Source organism: Shewanella sp. cp20 (assembly GCF_000832025.1).
Lineage (GTDB): Bacteria > Pseudomonadota > Gammaproteobacteria > Enterobacterales > Shewanellaceae > Shewanella.
The window spans coordinates 1-24,667 of the sequence record NZ_JPII01000019.1; the positions used below are offsets into that span (position 1 = coordinate 1).

A 24,667-nucleotide genomic window follows, 5' to 3' on the forward strand; every position below is an offset into this window, starting at 1 on the left:
CTATGGACTCTCATCATTGCATTGAGATTTAAATCGTTTTCGATTAACTCAATACCTGTGAGTGTCCACACAGATTTCTTGTTTTATCTTGTTAAAGAGCACTGCATCCTTACTTTTGGATGCCGCCGTTAGCGCTGGGCCGTCGGCTTAGGGATGCGTATTCTACACTTCCCGGTGTTGGCGTCAAGGGTTAATTTTAAGAAGTTTTTCAAGCGTCGATTCTTTAACCATAAGGCGACATTTGAAAGCCTTAAACCACTTTCTGCCTGACTTCAGCATAATGCGTATAACCGCTTACTAACCAGAGTCTCTGACCAGGCTGAACCCCTCTATTTATCAGGCTTTTACCTGTTAAAGAAGTTGCTGCGCCGTGTCAGTGGATGCGCATTATAGGGAGACGATTCTTTTACGCAAGGGCTTTTTGAAAGAAAATGACACTTTGATGTTCAAGCGGGCAATTATCAGGCATTACGTATAAAAAAGGGGCTAAAAAGCCCCTTTTAAGATGTTTCACCGTTAACAGCCAGCTTATTGGCTAAAGAAGCGCGACTCCTGGGTCGCCTCTACGGTTTCACCATCTAATACAGTCGTCACCTTGAAATCGACCTTAGTCATGGCACGCGACAGCCCCACGGGGTCGACGGCAACACTTACAGGCAGCGTCAGCACCTCGCCTCCCTCAATGGTCACAGACTGTGGGCCGTACCACTGATAATCAGGCAGACCTTCGACGCTGAGTTGATATTCATGCTTGGCTTCAGTCTTATTTAAGATCTTCAGGGTAAAGGTATTCTCGATCAGCCCCTGATTATTCTCTCTAAAGAGCTGGTTACGATCGCGAATGATGTCGATACGCACAGGGGCAATAGTCACAGTCGCATAGATAAACACGAAGACCATGAATGCCAATACTGCACCATAGCCTAATAACTTAGGTCGAAGTACCTTCTCTTTGACACCTTCGAGTTTATTTTCTGTGGTATAGGCGATCAGGCCTCTTTCGTACCCCATGCGGTCCATGGTGGTATCACAGGCATCGATACAAGACCCACAGTTGATGCACTCATATTGCAGACCGTTACGAATGTCGATACCGGTTGGACATACCTGCACACAAAGATCACAGTCGATACAGTCGCCCAGACCAAGCGCCTTAGGATCGGCCTTGCGTGAGCGGGGGCCACGACTTTCACCGCGCTTGGTGTCATAACCCACAATAAAGGTATTCTTGTCGAACATGGCCGATTGGAAGCGAGCATATGGACACATATGAATACACATGATCTCGCGCATCCAGCCGGCATTACCATAGGTAGCTACGGTAAACAGGGCTACCCAGAAATAGATGGCCCCCGAGGCACTGCCGGTAAAGACGTCGGCGTAGACTTCGGTGGTCGGCACGAAATAGGAGACGAAGGTCATGGCCGTTAATAACGACACCAATAACCAGGAGAGATGCTTGGCCGTCTTGCGCCAGACCTTATTAAAGCTCCAGGGCATCTGATCCAATTTCATCCGCTTATTACGCGCACCTTCAAATTTCTCTTCGAACCAGATGAAAATAAAGGTCCACACCGTCTGCGGGCAGGTATAACCACACCAGACACGGCCAAGATAGGTTGTCACAAAAAAGAGACCAAACGCGGCTATCATTAATAATGCAGCGAGTAAGGTTAGATCTTGCGGCCAAATAGTTAGACCGAAGATATGAAACTTCTGTTCACCCAGGTTAAACCAGACGGCTTGTCTGTCTCCCCAGGGAATCCAGGGCAAGATAAGGAAGAAGAGCATAGCAACCCAGCCTAAACGGCGACGTAGCTGAGTCCAAAATCCTTCTATTGCTCTAACATAAATACGATTGCGGGGATTAAAACGATCGGATTTATTCTCGTCGGGCTGATGAATTTTGATCCGTTCAGCCTTGGAATAATCCTTTTTATTTGATTCTGCGTTCATATTTAACAGCCTTACAGCTTTAATATTCCATGAAAACTGGCTTATTATACATTTCTAATACTGATTGTTCACCATGGTTGGATAAATAATGAGAGGCTGGATTATTTTAGGTGCAGGGATAGGATTACTCTATTATCTAGCAACCGAGACAGACAAACTCGATGAGCCCATCGCGCAAACGGATGCCCTGTTGAAGCGAATCGAACGTAAACTCGATTCGATGACGGGCACCCAGATCATCCGAGTAGACAAGAACATTGCGATGTTCAAGACACAAATTGCCGAGCGACTGACTCGACAGGAGTTGGCTGCGCTGGACGATATTCTCGAGTCCAGAGACACGGTAATCGAGTTTAAAGAGAAATACTGCGACAACAGCAGTAATCGCTTTGACAAATTGAGCAAAGATAACCAGCAATTTATCTGCGACAAGCTCAGATAATCCCTCAAAGGCGGCGGAAAGCTATGCCCAGTGCACGGTTTTCTGCAGCCTAATTGATCTCTACTCATAATGAGCCTAGCCTTGGCTCATCTTCTCGATGCGACACACATAGGGTTACGAACATGACAGACAAGGTTTCCGATATCTTTGATCCCTCCTTATGGGATCGAGTACCAGGATTTGATTTTGAAGATATTACCTACCACAGGGCCAAAGATCAGGGCACGGTACGTATCGCCATCAATCGCCCTGATTGCCTCAATTCATTTCGCCCTAAGACGGTCGATGAACTCTATATCGCCTTGGATCATGCCCGCCAATGGTCAGATGTAGGTTGTGTTCTCCTGACGGGTAACGGTCCATCGGCCAAGGGACAATGGTCCTTCAGCGCCGGTGGTGACCAGCGCATCCGCGGTAAGGATGGCTACAAGTATGAGGGTCAAGAGACAGATAAACCCGACTTGGCCCGCATGGGGCGCCTGCACATCTTAGAGGTACAACGCCTGATCCGTTTCATGCCCAAGGTGGTGATTGCCGTGGTGCCTGGTTGGGCTGTCGGCGGTGGTCATAGCCTGCATGTCGTCTGCGATCTGACCCTGGCCTCTAAAGAGCATGCGGTATTTAAACAAACCGACCCGGATGTGGGCAGTTTCGACTCAGGATATGGCAGCGCCTATCTGGCTAAGATGATAGGCCAGAAACGCGCCCGGGAAATTTTCTTCCTCGGCTTTAACTACAGCGCAGATGAGGCCTTCGATATGGGTATGGTCAATCGCGCCATTCCCCATGCCGAATTGGAAACCGAGGCCCTGAAGTGGGGTAAAGAGATCAACTCTAAGTCGCCAACCGCCATGCGCATGCTGAAATACGGTTTTAACCTGCCGGACGATGGTTTGGTGGGGCAGCAACTGTTTGCCGGCGAGGCCACCCGTCTGGCCTATGGTACCGACGAGGCAGTTGAAGGCCGCGACGCCTTCCTGGAAAAGCGGGATCAGGATTTCTCTAAATTCCCCTGGCACTACTAAGCCGTTATTACGCGACAACCCAGAACAGGCCACCGCTTTGGCCTGTTCAACCGCTTGCATCACAATAGCAAAGCTTGCAACACCACTATCAGCAGGAGCAATACGCTCAATCCCTTCCAAAACATAATCGGCTCACGTTCAATGAAGGGCTGTGACTGATATTTCTGCACCATCTGTTGATTAGGACTGTTCAGGTCCAACAGCATTTCTGACATAGACTGATACCTTACGCGAGTATCTGGATGGCACGCCTTCTCGAGTGCCAGGTCGAGCCACAAGGGGACGGACTCTCGATACTGACGACAAGAGGTATAACACCAGTCCTTGTTCCTATGGTTATTAATGGATAGGGACCGACCTGTGTTATAGGGTAATTTCCCGCTCAACATCTCATAGACAATGACTCCAATCGAGAATATATCCGCCTGATGAGACGCCATTCCCGTTTGCAAATATTCAGGGGCGATATATCCCACGGCGCCAAGTGGCAGCGCCTCCTGGGTCGCTGGAGTCAACTCTGCCAAGCCGTCTACCTGAGCGGCGCCATAATCGATCAACACCACTTTATCATCCGAGGTGAGCATCAGGTTTTCCGGTTTTATATCCCTATGCACCACTCCCATGCGTTGCAGGGCTCTAACCGCAATGACTATCTCCTCCAGTATGGATCTAACCTTACCTATATCGGCAGCTGGATGGTCATACATCCACTGTCTTAGGGTTTGTCCCTGGATATATTCACAAAGGTGATACAAGAAAGGCGATTCACTAGGGTAAACCTTCATCAGCGATGGGTGCTGAGTTCGCTGCCCCAGCCACTGTTCTCGCACGAAACTCGCCAGATAATCCCCATCTTCGCTGAAATTAAGTGAGGGAGCCTTGAGTACATATACGGCGTCAGTTCCCAACTGCTTTACCAGATAGATATGACTGCGTGTACCGCTGTAGATAACTTTGAGCACCTCAAAGTTATCTATGGTATTGCCAACCGTCATCACAGGCGGGATCACTTTCTGTGATGACGACAAGGTTAACCCCTGAACATCGGCATAGGGCAATGAGTCCACCTGCAACAATAGACTGCTGTTGTTATCCTGGCTCCCTGCGGCTAAAGCCATCGAGGTCAACTGCCTGGCCAACACCTCTAAATGCTCGTTGCTAGCGGCCACATCTCTTAGCCGACTCAAGCTGAGGCTATCGTGGACGCCATCTGTGGTTAACAGATAGCGATCGCCCGGCTGCAGTTCATGACTCTGGTAATCCACCTCTAAATGACTATCCATCCCCAAGGCTCGAGTCAGAAAGCCTTTTTCACCAAATCCCTGATGACAATGATCCTTAGAAAGCTGAATGAACTCGCCCTCTCTCAGTCGATAGACCCGGCAGTCACCCACGTGAAAAAGGTGCAAACGGTTAGCCTTAAATACCAAGGCGCTGAAGGTGGTCACGTAGCCATTATGTCGCAGTGCCGTCTGCTGACTGTGATGGTTAAGCCATATGTTCAAGGCGTTCAGCACTTTAGTTGCCGCACGTTTGACTCCCCAACTGTCGGGAGCACTCAAATAGTCTTCGATAAATTGAGTCACACAAAGCTGGCTAGCCAGCTGACCATGTTGACTACAGCTCACACCATCGGCAATACAAGCCACCACCCCTTTATGCAGCAACTGATGGCTATCGACACTATGGTGCACGGCAAATGCATCCTGATTCTGCGGCCTAACCCCAGCACATGAACTGCCGCCGAAACTCAACGCCAACCGCCTGGTCTGCCCGGGCGTCCGCGCTGAATGTACCGCTTCGACAAGCTTAGGGTGAGCATTCATCGACTTAGCCTCTCGCTCAACGGCTCGACACATCGATCAATGTGACACTACCATCTTGGTTTATTTCAGCCATTTGCCCCCTAGGCTCCTCCATCCAAGTCAGCGCAACAAAACCGAGTACCGCGGTGGCCGCAATCACATAAAAGAAGGTGCTGTAATCCACAAAGGATAATACCGTCAGGTAGCACACGGCACCCACGTTGCCATAAGCCCCCGTCATACCGGCAATTTGCCCCGTCATTCGACGCTTAATCAGTGGCACTGTGGCAAACACGGCCCCCTCTCCCGACTGCACAAAGAAAGAGCATGCCATCGCCGCAGCCACGGCAACCCATACCGGCCACTCACCGTTTACTTGTCCCATCAGAAAATAACCCGCCGCTAATCCTGCCGTTAATATCAACAGGGTGGGCTTACGACCAAATTTATCTGAGATCCAACCGCCACCTGGACGCGACATCAGGTTCATGAAGGCATAGGCAGAGGCCACCATGCCGGCCATCACGGGAGTGAGCGCGAAGGTCTCGGCAAAAAACAGCGGCAACATAGACACCACGGCCAGTTCTGAACCAAATGTCGCGAAATAGAGAATATTTAACACCGCAACCTGCTTAAACTTATATCTATGGATCTCAGGTACCGGCCCTTCAAATACGCTCTTATTCACTTTCCATACTTGAGAGACTTCATAGAGGTAGAGCAGCAGCAAGCAAAGATAGATGCCATACATGCTCACATCGCTCAACATAGCAACGCCCGCTGGCGACAACTTCCACGCCAATAGTGCCAACGCGCCATACATAGGCAGTTTCATTATCAGAAGCAGTATGAAGTCGCCTTTCGAGGTCACCTCCATCGCCGTGAGACTCTTCGGCTTGAAATAGGTCGAACCTTTTGGGGTATCGGCCACATTAAGGTAGAACACCCAGGAAAATATCAGGCTGATCACCCCGGTCAGCCCCAATGCATAACGCCAGCCATCTTCTCCACCAAAGAGCACGGCAAGCGTTGGCAGGGTAAATGCGGCCGCCGCCGAACCAAAATTGCCCCAACCACCGTAAATCCCTTCGGCCGTACCTAGCTCATTATGGGGAAACCATTCCGACACCAGACGTATTCCCACCACGAAGCCGGCACCGATAAACCCCAGCAGAAAACGCGCTATCGCGGCTTGTACAAAGCTGTCTGCTAGCGCAAAGGCAAAACAGGGCAGTGCACAAATGGCCAGCAACCCCGAATAGATGATGCGAGGCCCAAAGCGATCGGTAAGCATGCCTATGACCACCCGCGCCGGGATAGTAAAGGCAACATTAAGAATGAGCAGCGTCTTGATTTCGGCCGAGGTGAGCCCTAACGACGCCTTAACCGACTGCAACAGCGGCGCAAAGTTAAACCACACCACAAAGGTGATGAAAAACGCCATCCAGCTCAGGTGTAGCACCTTCATTTTTCCGGTAAAGCTCAGTAAATTAAAGCGATTATCTGTACTCATGGAACTCTCCTTAACCGGGGATTAGGGCAATTTTTAGTTGCAAAGTCCCCTGCCACACTCATGTAGCATGCTTTAGCGTTAATAAAATTAATGGTTAGCTGTAAATACCTATTTGAACCTCAGTGCCACTGATGCGCACCGGGTAGGTGTTCAGTTGATGCTCCGGAGTCTGAATACAGCGACCGGTATTGAGATTGAAATAGTGCTTATACAGAGGAGAGGCCACTACAGGCTCACCTGCAATTGATCCCATGATCCCCCGAGATAACACACTGGCGCCGCCGATAGGATCGAAATTATCGATCGCATAAAAGGCCTGTGTCTGACGACAGCAAAACAGCGCCACCTGCCGCCCTCCAACCAAGGCACACACCCCGGTGCCGGGAGTAATATCTTGTGGCGAACACACTGATATCCAAAGATCTTGCATCTTATCGATTGCTAGGTTCATCACTTGTCTCCCTATTCAACGGTTAATACATCGATGATTTGACTGGACTTGGCCGGCATACGCTGAGAACGCTTTACCTCATAGGCCAAGTAGCTATCCTCTTGTTCGGCATTAACGAAATGCTTAAAACGTTTGAGCTTTTCCGGATTTTCCAGCGTGGTTTTCCATTCGCATTGATACTTAGCTATGTTGCCGGCCATCTCAGCTTCCAGCTCGTCAGCCAGCCCCAGCTTGTCATGGATCACCACGGATTTAAGATACTCCAGGCCCCCTTCGAGGTTCTCAATCCACACAGAAGTGCGCTGTAGCCTTTCGGCGCTGCGAATATAAAACATCAGGAATCGGTCGATATAGCGGATCAAGGTCTGGTCATCAAGCCCTGTGGCAAACAGCTCGGCATGCCTTGGACGCATGCCGCCATTGCCGCCAACGTAGAGGTTCCAGCCATGTTCGGTGGCAATGATGCCGACATCTTTAGATTGGGCTTCGGCACACTCACGAGTACAGCCTGAGACGGCAAACTTTAGCTTATGGGGGGAACGTAAGCCCTTGTATCGATTTTCGATATCGATAGCGAAGCCTAAACTGTCCTTAACCCCATATCGACACCAAGCGTCACCCACACAGGACTTCACCGTACGCACCGACTTGCCGTAGGCGTGGCCTGTCTCAAACCCTGCATCCACCAGCTTACGCCAGATCAGCGGCAGCTGATGCAGTTGCGCACCAAACAGGTCGATTCGCTGGCCACCAGTGATCTTGGTATAGAGATCAAACTCCTTAGCCACCTCGCCTAACACGATCAACTTATCGGGAGTCACCTCACCACCGGCGATGCGTGGCACCACAGAGTAGGTGCCATCTTTTTGCATATTGCCCAAATAGATATCATTGGTGTCTTGTAGTCCGATATGGGCATCGTCGAGGATATAATCGTTCCAGAAAGAAGCCAGAATCGATGCAACGGCAGGCTTACAGACATCACACCCCAACCCCTTGCCGTGACTGGCTAACAGCTCATCGAAACTACGAATCTGCTTAATCCGCACAATATCCACCAGCTCAGGACGAGTATAAACAAAGTGTTCACACAAGCTGTTATCCACTTCATGGCCCAAAGCGGCGAGCTCACAGTCCATCACCTGCTTGACCAAGGCGCTGCAACCTCCACAGCCGGTGGAGGCTTTAGTGCAGCTCTTTATCATGGCCATATCGGTAGCCCCGTTAGCCACGGCAGCGGCCACATCCCCTTTGCTCACGTCATAGCAGGAGCAGATTTGGGCGCTGGCGGGTAAGGCTTCGACGCCCATGCCAGCAGCCCCCTCCCCCTCGACTTGAGGTAAGATAAGCGCCGAAGGATGATCCGGTAGTGGCATATCATTGAGCATCATCTGCAGCAGCTGGCCATAGGCGCTGACATCACCCACCAATACCGCACCCAAGACTCGATCTCCCGTCTGATTGACCACCAGACGCTTATAAACCTGAGCTATCTCATCATGAAAGGTGTAAGACTGTGCCCCCTCTGTCTGCCCATGGGCGTCACCGATACTGGCGACATCCAGACCAAGAAGCTTTAATTTGGTGCTCATATCGGCGCCCCTGAAGGCGAGTTCACCGCCAGATAGATGCGCCGCAGCGACCGCCGCCATGGCATAGCCAGGCGCCACCAACCCCAAAATACGCCCCTGCCACAGGGCACACTCGCCCACCGCATAGATGTCTGGGTCACTGGTCTGGCAAAAGTCGTTTATCACGATACCGCCACGCTCACCGACCGCCAGCTGCGCCTGTCGAGCCAGCTCATCCTGTGGACGGATCCCGGCAGAAAACACCACCATATCGGTTTCAAGATGTGTACCATCGGCAAAATTCAATCGGTAACGACTTTGCTCACCCGGGACAATCTCTGTCGTCGCCTTTTGGGTATGTACCTGCACACCTAGGGCTTCTATTTGATGGCGCAATAGATTCGCGCCGCCTTCATCGAGCTGAACCGCCATTAGTCTTGGGGCAAACTCCACCACATGGGTTTCCAGGCCGAGATTCTTCAGGGCATTCGCCGCCTCGAGCCCAAGCAGGCCACCACCGATCACCACCCCACTCTGGCTATGGCAACTCGACTCGGTGATCGCCTCAAGATCGGCAATGGTGCGGTAAACCAAACAGTGGGGTTGATCATTGCCGGGGATAGGTGGCACAAAGGGATAAGAGCCAGTCGCCAGCACCAGCTTGTCATAAGCCACGGTATTTCCCTTATCGGTCAATACGGTATGCGCAGTGGGGTCGATACTTATCACCTTGGTATCTAGCAGAAAATCGACCTTGTGCTGACGATAGTAAGCCTCATCGGTTAACGCCAGATCTTGCTCTGTCTTACCACTGAAATAGGCACTCAGCTGTACCCTGTCGTACGCCAATCTGGGCTCTTCTGAGAAGGTGGTTAGTTGCACATTATCCGCCGCTTCGCTGGCTAAGATATTGTCGATAAACTTGTGGCCAACCATGCCATTGCCCACCACGAGTACAGATATGTTATCCATCTTGCTCTCCTTATATCGCTAGGCACTCAAACGGGCCGATATATACTTGTCTTTAGCTTGCGCTTGCTGCTCGAACCAACTTAGCTGGGACGCAAGATCCACCACCTGTCCCACCACAATTAAAGTGGGCGATTGCAGCTGGTGTTTAACCACCAGATCGGGCAGTTCTCTTAGTAAGCCGCTGATAACTCTCTGCTCTTTAGAGCAACCACGCTCGATGAGCGCCACAGGGGTATGGCTGGCTAGCCCGGCTTGAATGAGTTCTTTGGCAATAAGTGATGCCTTACTTAGCCCCATGTAAAACACTAAGGTGTGCTGCAGCATCGCCAGACTCTGCCAATTGAGCCGTAGCTCTGATTCAGCATGGGCGGTAACAAAGGTGGTGCCCTGGGAAACCCCTCTATGGGTTAAAGGAATACCGGCATAAGAGGTGCAGCCAGAGGCGGCGGTAATGCCAGGCACCACTTCAACAGAGATGTTTTGCGCTTTAAGAGAGAGGATCTCCTCTCCCCCGCGGCCAAAGATAAAACTGTCCCCGCCTTTTAAACGGCAGACATGTTTTCCCAGTAAGGCTTGCTCAACCAGGATTTCGTTGATGCGTTCTTGTTCGACACTGTGTTCATGCTTAGCTTTGCCTACATATAGGGCCGGCGTCTTTGCTGGGAATAAGGCACAGATCTCATCACTGACTAAGCGATCATAAATAATCAGATCAGCCTGCTGAATAATGCGCATCGCCTTTAGGGTCAGCAGCTCGGCATCACCAGGCCCTGCGCCCACTAAACTGACACGCCCCTCACATGCAGGCTTGCCAGTCTCGCCAAAGCCGATATTGATGACACTGTGGTGAGGGGTTTGCTCATGCTCGTTCATAATTAAGCCTCGATGTTATCGCCAACTGAACAAGTATTGAGCAAACTTGATGCCAACAACTTTAAAAAAGTATCAAGCAGCAATTTAAACAGTTAAAAATCAAATAGATAATAAAATAAACGTGAAAGTAAAAGGCAAAGATTGATGTTTTTGAGGGCTTAAAAACAAATTAGATCGCACACTAATCGTGCAAACAATGATCATTATTGAACATTTATCCTAAGCCAATGAAAAATATGGCATCAATCATATACCCCTAAATAGGTATATTTATAAAAATAAAATTTCAAGACGCTGTTTTATAACAACTTTAAAAACCAATTACAGACATAAAACCATCATGGCCTACCACTTGCTTTCCAAAGAGTAAATTTAAAACCATTCCATCCGGCAGAGAGAGGTTTTCATGAGCCAAAATCCGATAACTCCTTGGATTAAAACAACCTGCGCTTATTGTGGTGTGGGTTGCGGTGTCGAAGCAAAACCGCAGCGTAACGGTGCACTACTCATTCGCGGTGATAAGAGCCATCCGGCCAACTTAGGTAAACTTTGCTCTAAAGGACAAGCATTAGGGGAAACGCTATCGGACACCCATCGACTTAAGTTTCCAATGATCGAAAACCAACGGGTGAGTTGGGATAAGGCAATATCGACCGTGGCTGAGCAACTTCAGCAAACCATAGCAAAACATGGCCCCGACTCGGTGGCTTTCTATTTATCAGGCCAGCTACTAACGGAAGACTATTATGTCGCCAATAAACTGATGAAAGGCTTTATTGGTAGCGCAAATGTCGATACCAATTCGAGACTATGCATGTCCTCGAGCGTTGCGGGTCACAAACGCGCCTTTGGCAGTGATTCGATGCCTGGTTGTTATCAGGATATTGAGGCCGCCGATCTCATCATTCTTGTAGGCTCAAACCTAGCCTGGTGTCATCCTATACTCTTTCAGCGCATAAAAGCGGCAAAGGCCCAAAACCCCAACTGCAAACTGGTGGTGATAGATCCCAGAAAAACCGCCTCATGCTATGACGCCGATCTGCATCTAGCCCTTGCTAACGGTAAAGATGTACTGTTATTTAATCGCCTATTGACTTACCTCGCCGATAATCAATTACTCGATCACGGCTATATCGAGCAGCACACTCAGGGGTTTGAAGCCACATTACACAGTGCACAGCAAGATAAACTCACCCTGGAGCAGACCGCAAAACAGCTGCAGATAAGTCCTATACAGCTAAAGCAGTTTTTTGAGCTGTTTGGCCACAGCGATAAAGTATTAACCCTCTATTCTCAAGGCGTTAATCAATCCACTCAGGGTACAGATAAAGTCAATAGCATCATCAATTGTCATCTGGCCACGGGAAAAATAGGTCAACCCGGCAGCAGCCCCTTTTCTATTACCGGGCAACCCAATGCCATGGGCGGACGTGAAGTGGGCGGCTTAGCCAATATGCTTGCCTCACATTTGGACTTTAGCGACCGCAACTGTGAACTTGTGAGAGACTTCTGGCGCGCGCCTCAAATAGCAACCCGACCCGGCCTCAAAGCCATAGATATGTTCGACGCAATTGCAGAGGGAAAAATCAAAGCCATCTGGATCATGGCAACCAACCCTGCCGTCACTCTGCCCGATAGCCATAAAATTAAAGCCGCCTTAGCCCAATGCCCTTTTGTGGTGGTATCAGATTGTGTGGCCGATACCGACACTCTGGCATTAGCCGATGTGAAGCTACCGGCTCAGGGCTGGTCAGAAAAGTCGGGAACAGTCACCAATTCTGAACGACGCATATCGCGCCAGCGCAGGGTAACGACCACACCGGGCGAGGCTAAACCCGACTGGTGGATCATCAGTGAGGTGGCCAAAAAGATGGGGTTTGGTCATGGGTTTAACTATCGCCATGAAGCACAGATATTCCGAGAATATGCCAGCCTCACCAACAAAGCCCATGGATTAAGTCAAAATGCACTGGTTCTCGGCGACTTGGCCGATATTTCTGATAGCGATTATTATCGGTTAGCCCCCCAGCAGTGGCCTGTTAGCCGATTGCAATCTCAAATGTTCCATCAACGCCTGTTTGCAAACGGCCGATTTAATACCGACAACCGCAGAGCCAGGCTGATCCCGGTGCGCTATATTGCTTCGGCACAAGCATGTGATCAGCAGTTTCCTCTGAAACTCAACAGTGGTCGCAGCCGGGATCAATGGCACACCATGACACGCACCGCCTTGTCGGCTCGGCTATGCCAACACCAGCCAGAACCACAGCTGCAGATCCATCCCGAAGATGCCGCGGTTTATCGCCTCGATCAGCATGACATTGCAGAGATAACCAGTGCGACGGGCAAGGCGTTATTGAGGGTGAACATCAGCAAAGAGGTGAAGCCCGGCGAGCTGTTCTCGGCTATCCATTGGAGCAATAGCAACTCCAGTGCCGGCAAGATCAGTACCCTTGGCAAGGCATTTATCGACCCCATTTCGGGTCAACCTGAGATGAAAGCAACACCTGTAAGTATCCGCCGCTATAGCCCCCAGAGTCAGGCACTATTAGTGTGTCGCCAACCGTTAACCCAGCTCAAATCCCCCTACTGGGTAAAGCAGACAATCAAGGGAGGGTTTTGCTATTTCATTGCCAGCGAGCTGTCACCAGAATTACTTAATAAAAGCCTAAAAGCCCTGTCACCATATCAACAGATAACCCAAGTCATGGCCGAGTCGCCCCAACAAGAGTGTTATCGATTAGCCCAGAGTAGCCAGCAGCAGGTGCAATTTGCCTACATAGTGAGTGAGCAACTTGACCCGAGCCACCATGCCTGGTTTGCAGCACTATTTAATGATCAGGATGAGCTTTCAACCCTATTAAGCAGCCTGCTGTCGACGAAGCCTAAGGGAACACTGGCTGAAGGCAGAATCATCTGCGCCTGCAAGCAGGTCGGCGAGAAAACACTCACCTGCGCCATAAAGCAACAAGAGGTCAAAGATACCGCGACACTGACGACGCTGACTGAGGCGGGTAGTGGCTGCGGAAGCTGTATTGCGGAATTAGAGGAATTAATAAAAGCGGTTTATGAGTAGAAATTGGCAAGGAGTAAACCAACGAAAGCTATCAAACATGCAAAATTAATCGTTTTTTAAGATTAAAGCCATCTGACCAATTTTATTTACACCACAAATGATAACTATTATCATTTAAGTTAATTAAAGAGGAGTTGCATCATGGCTAAGACAATCACTTTCGCAATATTACACTTCGGTGTCGCATTCGGTATCACCTACCTGCTGACGGGTAGCATAGTGATTGGTGGTGCGGTGGCGCTTATTGAACCGGCAATCAACACTGTCGTCTTCTACTTTCACGATAAGGTGTGGCAGCGCATCGAGAAGCGCTCAAAGCCACTGCTGGCTTAAACTGCACGTATCACTAGCAAAGCTGCTTTAGTGATTAGCACTTTAATACTGTATACATTCAGTTTTTCATTGAAACAATGGCTAATTTAACAGTGATTAATATTGCCTGAATAAAAATTATCCTTACCTTTTATCGCCAACATCTGGTATAAATCGGGCTCGATATTTTGCTGTTATCACATTTCAAAGGATTGTTATGAAAGCTATTCTTGCTGCAGCCTGCCTGCTCGTCACGCCACTCTCTTTTGCATCCGACTACCATCACGCCCTGTCGGTCGGTGCGGGTATAGGAGAAGCTAAGGTCTCATCTGACAAAGCTATCGACGGTGATGATTTTCAAATCCATTATGACCTCGCCTACCGCTACCAATTCAGCCCAGAATGGGGCTTAGAACTGGGCTACATGCGACAAGATGTATTTGTTACCAACCTCTTTAACTTTTTTGGCAATCAACTCGATGATGTCGACAGCTTCCGTGCCGCAGCCCTATATACACTCCCCTTGTCTCAGCGAAACCGTCTGATATTTAAACTGGGGGCCAACCAATATCGACTGAAGTTTACCGATGTCGACAATAACGATCGTAAGTACACTGATGATGGTACCGGTCTGCTGGCAGGCCTAGGCTGGCGGATGGAGTTTGCATCGGGCATGGATCTCGGCCTTACCTATCACTATCAGGCGATGGACCTGCTCGATACCCATACACTGACGTTCGCCCTGGGATACCGCTTCTGATCGCTGCATAAAAAGTCGGGCAAACACATTTGTTTACCCGACTTCTAACTAATCACATTTATTGACCAAGCTTACTCAACGACTAGCACACCCTTATACATCTGCATCTGACAATGAAAGGCATATTCACCCGGTGTCGTAGCCGGAACATTAATAATGGTGGGCTTGTCGAATGCCAGCTCCTCGCTGATCGATAACGCCGGCAGTTGCAGAGTCGCCGAACAGGCCGACTTGTCCTGCCTAAGGAAGGTAAGTGTCGTCGCCTTACCCGCTGCTATCTTGATACGTGAAGGCGTATAGACTCCGTCTTTAACCACTATCTCTATACCCTCCTGACTCACGGCCGCCTCCGGCGAATAGAGCCAAAACCACCAGACGATAAAACCTATCATGGCGAGACAAATCAGATTGATAAATAACATACCAGCCTCCTAATGCACTTTGGCTTTAAACAGACGCAGACGATTGGCATTGCTCACCACGGTCAGCGATGAGAAGGCCATGGCCGCACCGGCGATCACTGGGCTAAGCAGCACGCCAAACATGGGGTAGAGAATACCCGCGGCAATGGGAATACCCGCGGCGTTATAGATAAAGGCACCGAACAGGTTCTGCTTAATATTTCTCAGTGTCGCCTTACTCACGGCTATCGCGTCGGCCAAGCCGTGCAAGGAGCCTCGCATCAGGGTGATATCGGCACTCTCGATGGCCACATCCGTGCCCGTACCTATGGCGAAGCCTACGTTGGCCAGGGCCAGTGCCGGCGCATCGTTGATGCCATCGCCCGTCATGCCCACTATCTCGCCCTCTTTTTGCAGTTCGGCCACCTTGCCAGCCTTATCCTGGGGCATCACCTCGGCGAAAAACGTCTCTATACCAACCTTTGCGGCAACTGCGGCAGCCGTGGCCTTATTATCTCCGGTTAACATGACCACCTTGATGCCATTATGCTTGAGCCTGGCGATAGCCTCCGCCGAGTCAGGCTTGATAGGATCCGCCACCGCGATGATAGCCAGCAGTTTATTATCGCGCGCCAGGTACATAGGCGTCTTAGCCTCCGCCGCCAGCTGCTGCGCCTTGGCTTGATAAGCCTGAATATCCACCTCATAGTCCTGCATCAACGCCTGGTTCCCAAACAGCAGCGACTGGCCATTCAGTTGAGCCTGTACGCCGCGACCCGAAATGGCGGTAAATGCCTCGACATCCTCAAGCTCAATTTCACGACGCGTCGCCGACTCGACGATCGCCTCGGCCAAAGGATGCTCAGAGTGACGCTCAATACCGGCCGCGAGGGCCAATACCCCTTGCTCGTCCATTGATGATGCCTGAGTAACGACTACGTCAGTGACCTGAGGCGAGCCCTGGGTAATTGTGCCCGTCTTATCTAACACCATGACACTGATCTTAGAGGCGGTTTGTAGCGCCTCGCCGTTACGGATCAATACCCCAGACTCGGCGGCCTTGCCCACCCCCACCATGACAGACATAGGGGTTGCCAGCCCAAGGGCACAGGGGCAGGCGATGATCAACACCGTCGTGGCCGAGACGATGGCAAACACCATGGAAGGTTCGGGGCCGAAGTTAAACCACACCATGGCACTCACTATGGCGATGATCATGATGGCAGGTACGAAATAGCTGGCGATCACATCGGCAAGCCGACCGATAGGCGGCTTAGAATTCTGCGCCCGTTTCACCATGGCGATGATTCTGGCCAGCGCCGTGTCTTTGCCCACATGGGTTGCGGTAAAGACGATGGCGCCCGACTTGTTTAGGGTGCCTGTGACCACTTCGCTGTCGATATGCTTCTCTACCGGAATGGGCTCGCCGGTCAACATTGACTCATCGACGCTGGTATTGCCTTCGATGACCACGCCGTCGACGGGGATCTTCTCCCCGGGGCGCACCCTTACCTTGTCCCCCTGCAGCACCTGGGCGATATCGATATCCAGCTCTTTGCCATCACGAATCACTCGCGCAGTCTTAGCCTGTAAACCGATCAAACGCTTAATTGCCTCTGAGGTCTTGCCCCTGGCCTTTACTTCCAGCGCCAGCCCCAGGTTGATCAAACCTATGATCATCGCCGTGGCCTCAAAATAGACATGGCGCGCCATCTCAGGCAACAGGGTCGGAAAGGCGACCACCAGCATAGAGTAGAGCCAGGCGGTCCCCGTACCTAAGGCGATGAGTGTGTCCATGTTGGCATTGTGGTGCACAAAGGATTTCCACGCCCCCACATAGAAGTGCCTACCCGATAACACCATGATAGAGAGGGTCACCAGCCCCACCAGCCCCCAGGCCAGCTGCTCTGCGGTGGTCGACACCGTCATCTCACCAATAAACAGGCCGTAGATCATCAAGGGAATACCGACAGACAGGGCGATAAAGGTGTGGCGCAGTAAGCTGTGATAATAGTCGAGATCCGCCTGCTCCTTCTCATCCATGGCATCAAATCCCGCCTCGGCCTGCAGCTGCGTCGCGTTATAGCCTGCCGCCTCGACGGCCGCAATCAACTGCTGCGGCGTTGCCGAGCCCGAAACATCGACGATGCGCTCGGCAAAGTTCATCTCGGCCGAGTCGACCCCAGGCACCGCCTTTAGTGCCTTTTCTATCTTACCGACACAGCTCGCACAGCCAGCGCCGATGATGTTGAGTTGTACTCTACTTGTGTCCATCTTCAATCCTCCTGGCTAAGCGTACTAGGCTCGAGAGTACCTTGGTGACGAGTGCTTTCTGCATGAGAGTCTTCTGCATAAGCTCCTTCCGCATAGGTGCCTTCGATTAAGTGGCAGATCATGTTGCCGGTCGGCGCCTTATCTGGCTTGTGGGACCAGTCCTCGACGGCATTCGACAGCTTGCGTCTCAGCTTCACCATCTCCTCGAACTGCTTCTCTGTCTCCTCGAGCTTCTGCTGGATCATCTGCCGCACCAGAGAGCAGGCACTCTCCCCCTGATCCGTACGCGAGAAGATCACCTTGATCTCATCGACGCTAAATCCCAGGCTTCTGGCACTCAGGATAAATTGCATTCGCGACTGATCTTTATCGCTATAGTCCTTGTAACCATTGACCGAAGACTTGGCAGGGCTCAGCAGCCCAATGCGGGTATAGAAGCGAACTGTATCACCCGTGATATTAAGATTCTTCGCTAGTTGATTGACGCGCATAACCACTCCATCAAGACACTTTTTAAAGCTCATGCTCTGACTATAAACCTATGTGTTAGACACAGGTCAAGGGAGTGATAGATAAAAAATTGAAACAATATTGAGCAGTAGCAAGGCACAAAAAAAGCAGCCTATGGACAGGCTGCTTTTTACTAAGGGTTATTTAACTAAGAGTGTAACTTACTCAACCGTTACCGATTTTGCCAGGTTACGCGGCTGATCCACGTCGGTGCCCTTGATCAAGGCAACATGATAAGACAGCAGCTGCAATGGAATCGTGTAGATGAGCGGCGCCATGTAGTCGTCACAGTGTGGCACAGGGATCACCTTCATGGTGTCATCCGACTCAAACTCGGCATCCTTGTCGGCAAATACATACATGAGGCCACCACGGGCACGCACCTCTTCGACGTTCGACTTGAGCTTCTCCAACAGTTCGTTGTTTGGCGCCACGACGATCACCGGCATGTCGGCATCGATCAACGCCAGCGGGCCATGCTTGAGCTCACCAGAGGCATAGGCCTCGGCGTGGATATAGGAGATCTCCTTAAGCTTGAGCGCACCTTCCATCGCTATAGGATATTGATCGCCACGACCCAGGAAGAGGGCATGATGCTTGTCGGCAAAGTCTTCGGCCAACTCGGCGATGGCATCGTCCAAGCCTAGCGCCTGCTCTACTTTAGCCGGCATAGACTGCAGGCTCTGGGTGATCTCGGCGAGCATCTCGGGAGACATGCCGTTGTGACGACCGATGGCGGCAGTCAACATCAAAAGACCAGCCAGCTGCACGGTAAAGGCCTTGGTTGAGGCCACGCCAATCTCGGCGCCGGCCTTCATCATATAGGCCATATCCGACTCGCGAACCAGTGACGAACCCTGTGCGTTACAGATGGTCAGAGTCGCCTTGTAGCCCATATCTTTGGCCAGACGAAGCGCCGCCAGAGTATCGGCAGTTTCACCCGATTGCGAAATAGTCACCAACAGGCTGTTGGGGAACAGGTGCGACTTACGGTAACGGAACTCTGAGGCGATCTCGACGTTACATGAGACACCGGCCCAATCCTCGAGCCAGTAACGTGCCGCCATGCCCGCGTGGTAGCTGGTACCACAGGCAATGATCTGCACGTGTTTGATATCTTTTAGGAATTCGGCTGCGTTTTCACCGAAGGCAGAATCCAGCACATGGCCACCGGCGATGCGTCCCTCAAGAGTATGAGCGATAGCGCGAGGCTGCTCATAGATCTCTTTAAGCATATAGTGACGGTATTCGCCCTTGTCGCCGGCATCATGGGTCACTTCAGACTCTTTCACTTCACGCTCGACCGCATTGCCATCGACATCGAAGATGCTCACTGTGCGGCGAGTCACCTCGGCCACGTCTCCCTCTTCGAGGAAGGCGAACGAGCGGGTAACTGGTAGCAACGCCAACTGATCTGAGGCGACGAAGTTTTCACCCAAACCGAAACCTATCACCAATGGGCTGCCTGAGCGCGCGACTATCATGCGCTCGCTGTCACGACGGTCGATCACAACCGTGCCGTAGGCACCTTCGAGTTGTTTAACCGTTGCCTGCACCGCGCCTAGCAAGGTGTCGTGAGACTTAAGCTCATGATGCACCAGGTGACAGATCACTTCGGTGTCGGTATCTGAGTTAAAGGTATAACCCAAGCCCTTTAGCATGTCGCGCAGCTTGTTGTGGTTTTCGATGATGCCGTTATGCACCACGGCAATGTCGCCACTCGACTGGTGAGGGTGAGCGTTACGCTCGCTAGGTTCGCCATGGGTCGCCCAGCGAGTATGAGCGATACCCGTACCGCCGACGAGCGGTGCCTGTTCCAGGGCGCTAGACAGCTCCTGCACCTTACCCACACGGCGCGTGCTTGCCAGTTCATTGTTGTGGATCACCGCCACACCGGCAGAGTCGTAACCACGATATTCGAGGCGGCGTAGCCCCTCGAGTAGAATTTCCGCAACATCCCTTTGCGCCACTGCGCCAACGATTCCGCACATAGTTTTTTCCTACTTACTCACTAATATGAAAATAAAATTTAAATGCTATTTCGAGTAGGGTGCGAGGATCACCTCAACCCCCTGCTCACTAATCTGTTTTACCGTCTGCTCATCGACTCTATCGTCGGTTACGAGCACGCTTATCTGCTGCCAGGCCAGTTCCAGGTTAGGAATGCGCCGCCCTATCTTGTCGGAGTCCACCATGACTATCACCTCACGAGAAACCTCGGCCATCACCTTGCTAAGGCCGGTCAGCTCGTTAAAGGTGGTGGTTCCTCGGGCAAGATCGATACCATCGGCACCGATAAACAGCTGATCGAAGTTATAGGAGCGCAGTACCTGCTCGGCCACCTGACCTTGAAAAGACTCGGAGTGAGTATCCCAGGTGCCGCCGGTCATCAGCAGAGTCGGCTCGTTTTCCAGCTCGTGGATGGCATTGGCCAGCTGCAGCGAGTTGGTCATCACCACCAGGCCCCGCTTGCCGTTAAGTTGCTGTACCAGGCCAGAGGTGGTGCTACCGCTATCGATAATGATGCGGTTATGGTCTTTGATCAGCCTGGCCGCCGCCTCGGCAATCGATAGCTTATTAGGTGCTATCTTGGCGCTGAACTGCTGAGTGACCTCATCCGGGATAGCCACGGCGCCACCATAACGACGCAGCAGCAGGCCGGTTTTCTCCAGCGCAGCCAGATCCTTACGTATGGTGACCTCAGAGGTCTCGAAACGATTGGCCAGCTCATCCACGCTCACCTCGCCGGTCTCGTTCAAGACGGCAATGATGCTATGGCGGCGCTGCTGGGTGTTTCGTTTATTCACAAAGAGTTTCACTTAAGTTTCGTTTCGAAAGATGAATTATAGTGATTCGAAACTTTTTTACCAGCCCTATTGACGTAAAACTAAGCTAAAAACAAAAAAGCCGCTATCTAAGATAGCGGCTCGGCACCTTGAATTAGGCAGGGTAAATCTAGAACTTAGCTTCCAGCGCCAGTCCGAAGTGACGGCCCTCGCCGACGGTGACATCGGTATTGGTGCCACCAGCCAGATAGTCGGTATCGAACAGGTTCTTCACGTTTAGTCGCACGCTGACATCGCTGCCCATGAGATCCATGGTATAGGCGGCGCCGACATCGAAACGCACGTAGGCGTCTTTAGTAATGGTGTTGTCCGTATTGGCAAATCGCTCACCGACATAGATGGCACCAAAGTTAAATGCCAAGTCTTCTGTCATCTCGTAGCGAGTCCAGATGTTAGCCGACCATTCGGGTGCATCTACAGGTGTCTTGCCATCTAGGCTGTCTTGCTCTGGGCGCTTGTATTGTGCATCAAGATACATCATAGAGCCGGTCATAAACCACTTGTCGCTCAGCTGTCCCTGGGCGCCCATCTCGAAACCCTTATGGCGCTGCTCACCGGATTGGGTGGTAATCGTCTTGTCGCCGCTGGTAGGGGTAACGTCGAGATCTTGAGTCACAGTCACATTGGATACCGTAATATCGAACAGGGCACCGGTTAACAGCAGGCTGCCATCGAATAGCTCCCACTTGGTACCGACCTCATACTGCTCGCCATATTCGGGATCCAGGTTCATCTGATCGTTCACATCTTCTGGATCATTCACCATGCCCTGGGGCGTGAAGCTCTTAGAGTAGTTAAAGTAAATGCTGCCATTGACTGCAGGCGAGTAGATCACCCCAAACTTAGGCGATACCGCATAGCTGTTGTTGCCCTTGCCATCCTTCTTCTGCTCGTCGTAACGCACACCAGCCAGCAATTGCCACTGCTCGTTAAGCGTCATCAGATCCTGAATATAGAAGCCATAGTGCTTGTAGTCTGACTCAGACTTAGTGGTATCACGATGATAATCGAGATCGGGTTTAGGTACAGGTTGACCCGGCATCACCAGCTGATTCTTGTCACCCGCCTCTTTTAGCTGGCCATAGTAGTAGTCCAGCATGTTGGCGCCAATCAAGAGTTGATGCTCAACGTTACCCGTATTAACTATGCCTGTGAAATCGATGAAGCCCGTCTTATGTTGCCAGTCGTCATAACGGTCGAACGGACTAATGGTGTAACCATCGGTAAAGGGATCTTCCGACCCTTTCACCAGACTGGGTAAAGAGTCCAAGCGGCGGCGATTAAATTGCTGGTCGTTATAACCGGCCTTAACCTGCCAGTCGTCGCTGATATGATAGGTCAACTCGGCGCCCAGGTTTGAAATAGTGTTGTCGGTAAAGGCCCAGGGCATATCCCAGATAATATCTCTGCCACCTATTAACTCACCATCGCTATTTAACCAGCCACCGCGGTCGATCCCCGTCTTGTCCTGGGTATGGTCATACTTAAGCGACAACATGAGATCGTCTGTGATATCAAACTCAAGGTTCAGATAGCCTAACCAGCGATCGCGCTCTTGGTTAGTGCCATCCTGGTACTCCCGCCAGTATTGGGTATCTTGCTTAACCAGTACACTGCGATAACGAATCGTCTGGGCTTCGTTCAGGCTACCACCAGCATCCAGTTGAAAACGCGTCGAACCATGTTCATCGGTATCGAACCCCAGGTTGAACAAGGTGTCATAGGTTGGTTTCTTGGTGACCATGTTGATCAGACCGCCAGGGCCAGACTGACCATAGAGCATGCTAGATGGTCCCTTTAATACCTCGACCTGCTGTAGGGTCTCAATAGGCTGAACATAGTGAGACCACTGCTGCTGACCATTGATCAGATAGCCTGAGCCAGATGACAGTTCGAAGCCACGTATGTTGAATACCTGGCGATTCCACTTCTCGCTGCCGCTGGTCACGCTAGAGTCGTTCACCAGCACCTCAGACAGGTTAGTCGCTAGTTGTTCATCGGTCACAAAGTTGGGGATGATAGCCACAGACTGTGGCGTGTCCATCAGATCTATGTCGCCGCGCATGGCACCCGAGGCGACCCCAACCTTATAGTCGTTAAAGGTTCGCCCCGTCACGGTAATGCGTTCGATATTTGCTTCGACTAGGCTGCTTTCGGCATCATCAGCCAATGCGGGCGTAGCCGTCAGCGCGGCCAGTACCGCAAATCCGACAGGAGAATAGTTAAACGAACATAGCTTAAATGACATGCAAACCTCACCACTAAACGACAAGTAAACGAAAGTTGCGACAAATATAAATGAGAATTGTTTTTATTTAAGCTTATTTACATCCCTTTACACTGTAGGGAGATCTCCTTCACTAAATTAGCCCGCTCAGATACTTGCTCTCCCTCCATTGGCACAAACAGGCATAAAAAAAGCGACCACCTGGGTCGCTTCTTTCGCTGCAGTCAGCCTATTTCTTCTGCTTCACCGGGCGTGCCCAGCCCGTCAGATGACGCTGCTTAACGCGGGTGATCACCAACTCATCGGCCGCCACGTCACGGGTGATGGTTGAGCCCGCACCTAAGGTGGCCCCCTTACCTATGGTGACTGGTGCCACCAGCTGAGTATCGCTGCCGACAAATACATCGTCTTCGATCACCGTCAGGTGCTTATTGGCACCATCATAGTTACAGGTGATGGTACCTGCGCCGATATTAACGCCAGCCCCTACTTGAGCGTCGCCGATATACGCCAGATGACCCGCCTTGGAGCCTTCCCCCAGCACGGCCTTCTTCATCTCGACGAAGTTGCCAATATGCGCATCACGCTTGAGCTCGGCGCCTGGACGTAGGCGGGCAAAAGGACCGGCACTGGCGGCTTCACCCACAATCGCATTTTCGATAATAGAATAAGGCTTAATCTCGGCGTTATCCCCTATCTCACAATCAATTAAGATGGCGCCGGCGCCGATAGTCACGTTATTACCTATTGTGACCTTGCCCTGGAAGACCACATTCACATCGATCATCACATCCATACCGACCGTCACCTCGCCGCGCACGTCTATACGGGCAGGGTCGCGCAGGTTAGCCCCTTCGAACATCAGCTTTTCGGCGGCTCGCGCCTGATAGGCACGCTCCAGTTGGGCCAGCTGTACGCGATTATTGGCCCCTTCCACCTCGATGGCCGAAGCGGGTTGCGCCGTGGTGATACTCACGCCATCACGATGAGCCATGGCCACGATATCGGTAAGATAATATTCGCCCTGAGCATTATCCGACGACAGCTGGCTCAACCAAGCCTTTAGCTGCTTGCCCGGCGCCGCCATGATACCCGTGTTGATCTCCTTGATGCTTAACTGCTCTTCGCTCGCATCTTTCTGCTCGACAATCCCGACGACCTTACCCGCCTCGCGCACGATGCGACCATAGCCAGTAGGATCCGGCAAGTTCACGGTAAGAATAGCCAGGCCGTTATCGTCACGTGCACCCAGTAGCGCCTCTAGAGTTGAATCCTGAATCAAAGGCACATCACCGTAGAGGATCAGCACGGTGTCATCATCGTTAATGTTGTCGTTTGCCTGCGCCACCGCATGGCCGGTGCCTAATTGCTCTGCTTGTAACACCCAGTTCAGCGCTTGCTCGCCCAGGCGGGCCTTAAGCTTATCGGCACCGTATCCGTACACCAGCTGAATAGCCTCGCTTCCCAGTTGATGTGCGGTGTCTATCACATGTTGCACCATGCTCTTGTGGGCGATGGGATGGAGAACCTTAGGAAGGTCTGAGCGCATGCGAGTCCCTTTGCCTGCGGCCAAAATAACGACGTTCAGTGCCATGGAGATATCCTTGGGTGATTACTGCTAATACAGAAGATAATGCAAATTAAGTCGGCTGA

Annotated in this window: 18 protein-coding genes; 5 read left to right on the plus strand and 13 right to left on the minus strand. The window is 51.3% G+C overall.

Features of this window, described 5'->3' with window-relative positions; all coding sequences use genetic code 11:
* Positions 1–528: 528 nt before the first annotated feature.
* The gene (ccoG, locus tag DB48_RS06950; RefSeq protein ID WP_041509579.1) at positions 529–1,956 is read right to left on the minus strand and encodes a cytochrome c oxidase accessory protein CcoG; all 1,428 of its coding nucleotides are present in this window, start codon (positions 1,954–1,956) and stop codon (positions 529–531) included.
* Between the two features lie 88 nt (positions 1,957–2,044).
* On the opposite strand from ccoG, the gene DB48_RS06955 reads away from it, so the two are divergent.
* Both DB48_RS06955 and DB48_RS06960 read left to right on the plus strand, forming a co-directional pair.
* The gene (locus tag DB48_RS06955; protein WP_041509580.1) at positions 2,045–2,398 is read left to right on the plus strand and encodes a hypothetical protein; all 354 of its coding nucleotides are present in this window, start codon (positions 2,045–2,047) and stop codon (positions 2,396–2,398) included.
* 122 nt (positions 2,399–2,520) lie between these two features.
* Complete coding sequence (locus DB48_RS06960; RefSeq protein WP_041509581.1) at positions 2,521–3,423, plus strand: 1,4-dihydroxy-2-naphthoyl-CoA synthase; 903 nt, start codon at positions 2,521–2,523, stop codon at positions 3,421–3,423.
* A 59-nt stretch (positions 3,424–3,482) separates the two neighbouring features.
* On the opposite strand, the gene DB48_RS06965 is transcribed toward DB48_RS06960, so the two are convergent.
* The 5 genes from DB48_RS06965 to cobA all read right to left on the minus strand — a co-directional run bounded on the left by DB48_RS06965 (position 3,483) and on the right by cobA (position 10,608).
* On the minus strand, positions 3,483–5,249 hold the full coding sequence (locus DB48_RS06965) for a bifunctional protein-serine/threonine kinase/phosphatase (protein WP_052813711.1): 1,767 nt from the start codon (positions 5,247–5,249) through the stop codon (positions 3,483–3,485).
* A gap of 16 nt (positions 5,250–5,265) precedes the next feature.
* Positions 5,266–6,741, minus strand: coding sequence for a NarK family nitrate/nitrite MFS transporter (locus DB48_RS06970; RefSeq protein ID WP_041509582.1), 1,476 nt, complete (start codon positions 6,739–6,741; stop codon positions 5,266–5,268).
* A gap of 94 nt (positions 6,742–6,835) precedes the next feature.
* Positions 6,836–7,192, minus strand: coding sequence for a nitrite reductase small subunit NirD (gene nirD, locus DB48_RS06975; RefSeq protein ID WP_200890546.1), 357 nt, complete (start codon positions 7,190–7,192; stop codon positions 6,836–6,838).
* Positions 7,193–7,203: 11 nt separating this feature from the next.
* On the minus strand, positions 7,204–9,735 hold the full coding sequence (nirB, locus tag DB48_RS06980; protein ID WP_041509583.1) for a nitrite reductase large subunit NirB: 2,532 nt from the start codon (positions 9,733–9,735) through the stop codon (positions 7,204–7,206).
* A gap of 18 nt (positions 9,736–9,753) precedes the next feature.
* Positions 9,754–10,608: a uroporphyrinogen-III C-methyltransferase gene (gene cobA / locus DB48_RS06985; protein ID WP_041509584.1), complete on the minus strand. Its 855-nt coding sequence runs from the start codon at positions 10,606–10,608 to the stop codon at positions 9,754–9,756.
* A 406-nt stretch (positions 10,609–11,014) separates the two neighbouring features.
* Between cobA and DB48_RS06990 the strand changes: the two genes are divergently transcribed.
* The 3 genes from DB48_RS06990 (at position 11,015) to DB48_RS07000 (ending at position 14,756) form a co-directional block, all read left to right on the plus strand.
* Positions 11,015–13,684, plus strand: coding sequence for a nitrate reductase (locus DB48_RS06990; RefSeq protein ID WP_041509585.1), 2,670 nt, complete (start codon positions 11,015–11,017; stop codon positions 13,682–13,684).
* Between the two features lie 141 nt (positions 13,685–13,825).
* Positions 13,826–14,017: a DUF2061 domain-containing protein gene (locus DB48_RS06995; RefSeq protein WP_041509586.1), complete on the plus strand. Its 192-nt coding sequence runs from the start codon at positions 13,826–13,828 to the stop codon at positions 14,015–14,017.
* A 196-nt stretch (positions 14,018–14,213) separates the two neighbouring features.
* On the plus strand, positions 14,214–14,756 hold the full coding sequence (locus tag DB48_RS07000) for a porin family protein (protein WP_041509587.1): 543 nt from the start codon (positions 14,214–14,216) through the stop codon (positions 14,754–14,756).
* Positions 14,757–14,827: 71 nt separating this feature from the next.
* Here DB48_RS07000 and DB48_RS07005 read toward each other — a convergent pair whose 3' ends face one another.
* From DB48_RS07005 to glmU, 7 genes are all read right to left on the minus strand, one after another.
* Positions 14,828–15,178, minus strand: coding sequence for a cupredoxin domain-containing protein (locus DB48_RS07005; protein ID WP_041509588.1), 351 nt, complete (start codon positions 15,176–15,178; stop codon positions 14,828–14,830).
* A gap of 9 nt (positions 15,179–15,187) precedes the next feature.
* On the minus strand, positions 15,188–17,431 hold the full coding sequence (locus DB48_RS07010) for a heavy metal translocating P-type ATPase (RefSeq protein WP_041509589.1): 2,244 nt from the start codon (positions 17,429–17,431) through the stop codon (positions 15,188–15,190).
* A 2-nt stretch (positions 17,432–17,433) separates the two neighbouring features.
* Complete coding sequence (locus DB48_RS07015) at positions 17,434–17,922, minus strand: MerR family transcriptional regulator (protein WP_041509590.1); 489 nt, start codon at positions 17,920–17,922, stop codon at positions 17,434–17,436.
* Positions 17,923–18,102: 180 nt separating this feature from the next.
* Positions 18,103–19,932 (minus strand): glutamine--fructose-6-phosphate transaminase (isomerizing), encoded by a 1,830-nt coding sequence (glmS, locus tag DB48_RS07020; protein WP_041509591.1) that lies wholly within the window; start codon positions 19,930–19,932, stop codon positions 18,103–18,105.
* A 45-nt stretch (positions 19,933–19,977) separates the two neighbouring features.
* Complete coding sequence (locus DB48_RS07025) at positions 19,978–20,748, minus strand: DeoR/GlpR family DNA-binding transcription regulator (protein ID WP_041509722.1); 771 nt, start codon at positions 20,746–20,748, stop codon at positions 19,978–19,980.
* A gap of 148 nt (positions 20,749–20,896) precedes the next feature.
* Complete coding sequence (locus DB48_RS07030) at positions 20,897–23,035, minus strand: TonB-dependent receptor (RefSeq protein ID WP_041509592.1); 2,139 nt, start codon at positions 23,033–23,035, stop codon at positions 20,897–20,899.
* Between the two features lie 208 nt (positions 23,036–23,243).
* Positions 23,244–24,608, minus strand: a complete 1,365-nt coding sequence (glmU, locus tag DB48_RS07035; protein WP_041509593.1) for a bifunctional UDP-N-acetylglucosamine diphosphorylase/glucosamine-1-phosphate N-acetyltransferase GlmU — start codon at positions 24,606–24,608, stop codon at positions 23,244–23,246.
* Positions 24,609–24,667 lie beyond the last annotated feature (59 nt).

What these genes read in the sequence shown, in the direction of transcription:
- ccoG (WP_041509579.1), bottom strand. Translation starts at nt 1,956, where the DNA reads ATGAACGCAGAATCAAATAAAAAGGATTATTCCAAGGCTGAACGGATC.
- DB48_RS06955 (WP_041509580.1), top strand. Translation starts at nt 2,045, where the DNA reads ATGAGAGGCTGGATTATTTTAGGTGCAGGGATAGGATTACTCTATTAT.
- DB48_RS06960 (WP_041509581.1), top strand. Translation starts at nt 2,521, where the DNA reads ATGACAGACAAGGTTTCCGATATCTTTGATCCCTCCTTATGGGATCGA.
- DB48_RS06965 (WP_052813711.1), bottom strand. Translation starts at nt 5,249, where the DNA reads ATGAATGCTCACCCTAAGCTTGTCGAAGCGGTACATTCAGCGCGGACG.
- DB48_RS06970 (WP_041509582.1), bottom strand. Translation starts at nt 6,741, where the DNA reads ATGAGTACAGATAATCGCTTTAATTTACTGAGCTTTACCGGAAAAATG.
- nirD (WP_200890546.1), bottom strand. Translation starts at nt 7,192, where the DNA reads ATGAACCTAGCAATCGATAAGATGCAAGATCTTTGGATATCAGTGTGT.
- nirB (WP_041509583.1), bottom strand. Translation starts at nt 9,735, where the DNA reads ATGGATAACATATCTGTACTCGTGGTGGGCAATGGCATGGTTGGCCAC.
- cobA (WP_041509584.1), bottom strand. Translation starts at nt 10,608, where the DNA reads ATGAACGAGCATGAGCAAACCCCTCACCACAGTGTCATCAATATCGGC.
- DB48_RS06990 (WP_041509585.1), top strand. Translation starts at nt 11,015, where the DNA reads ATGAGCCAAAATCCGATAACTCCTTGGATTAAAACAACCTGCGCTTAT.
- DB48_RS06995 (WP_041509586.1), top strand. Translation starts at nt 13,826, where the DNA reads ATGGCTAAGACAATCACTTTCGCAATATTACACTTCGGTGTCGCATTC.
- DB48_RS07000 (WP_041509587.1), top strand. Translation starts at nt 14,214, where the DNA reads ATGAAAGCTATTCTTGCTGCAGCCTGCCTGCTCGTCACGCCACTCTCT.
- DB48_RS07005 (WP_041509588.1), bottom strand. Translation starts at nt 15,178, where the DNA reads ATGTTATTTATCAATCTGATTTGTCTCGCCATGATAGGTTTTATCGTC.
- DB48_RS07010 (WP_041509589.1), bottom strand. Translation starts at nt 17,431, where the DNA reads ATGGACACAAGTAGAGTACAACTCAACATCATCGGCGCTGGCTGTGCG.
- DB48_RS07015 (WP_041509590.1), bottom strand. Translation starts at nt 17,922, where the DNA reads ATGCGCGTCAATCAACTAGCGAAGAATCTTAATATCACGGGTGATACA.
- glmS (WP_041509591.1), bottom strand. Translation starts at nt 19,932, where the DNA reads ATGTGCGGAATCGTTGGCGCAGTGGCGCAAAGGGATGTTGCGGAAATT.
- DB48_RS07030 (WP_041509592.1), bottom strand. Translation starts at nt 23,035, where the DNA reads ATGTCATTTAAGCTATGTTCGTTTAACTATTCTCCTGTCGGATTTGCG.
- glmU (WP_041509593.1), bottom strand. Translation starts at nt 24,608, where the DNA reads ATGGCACTGAACGTCGTTATTTTGGCCGCAGGCAAAGGGACTCGCATG.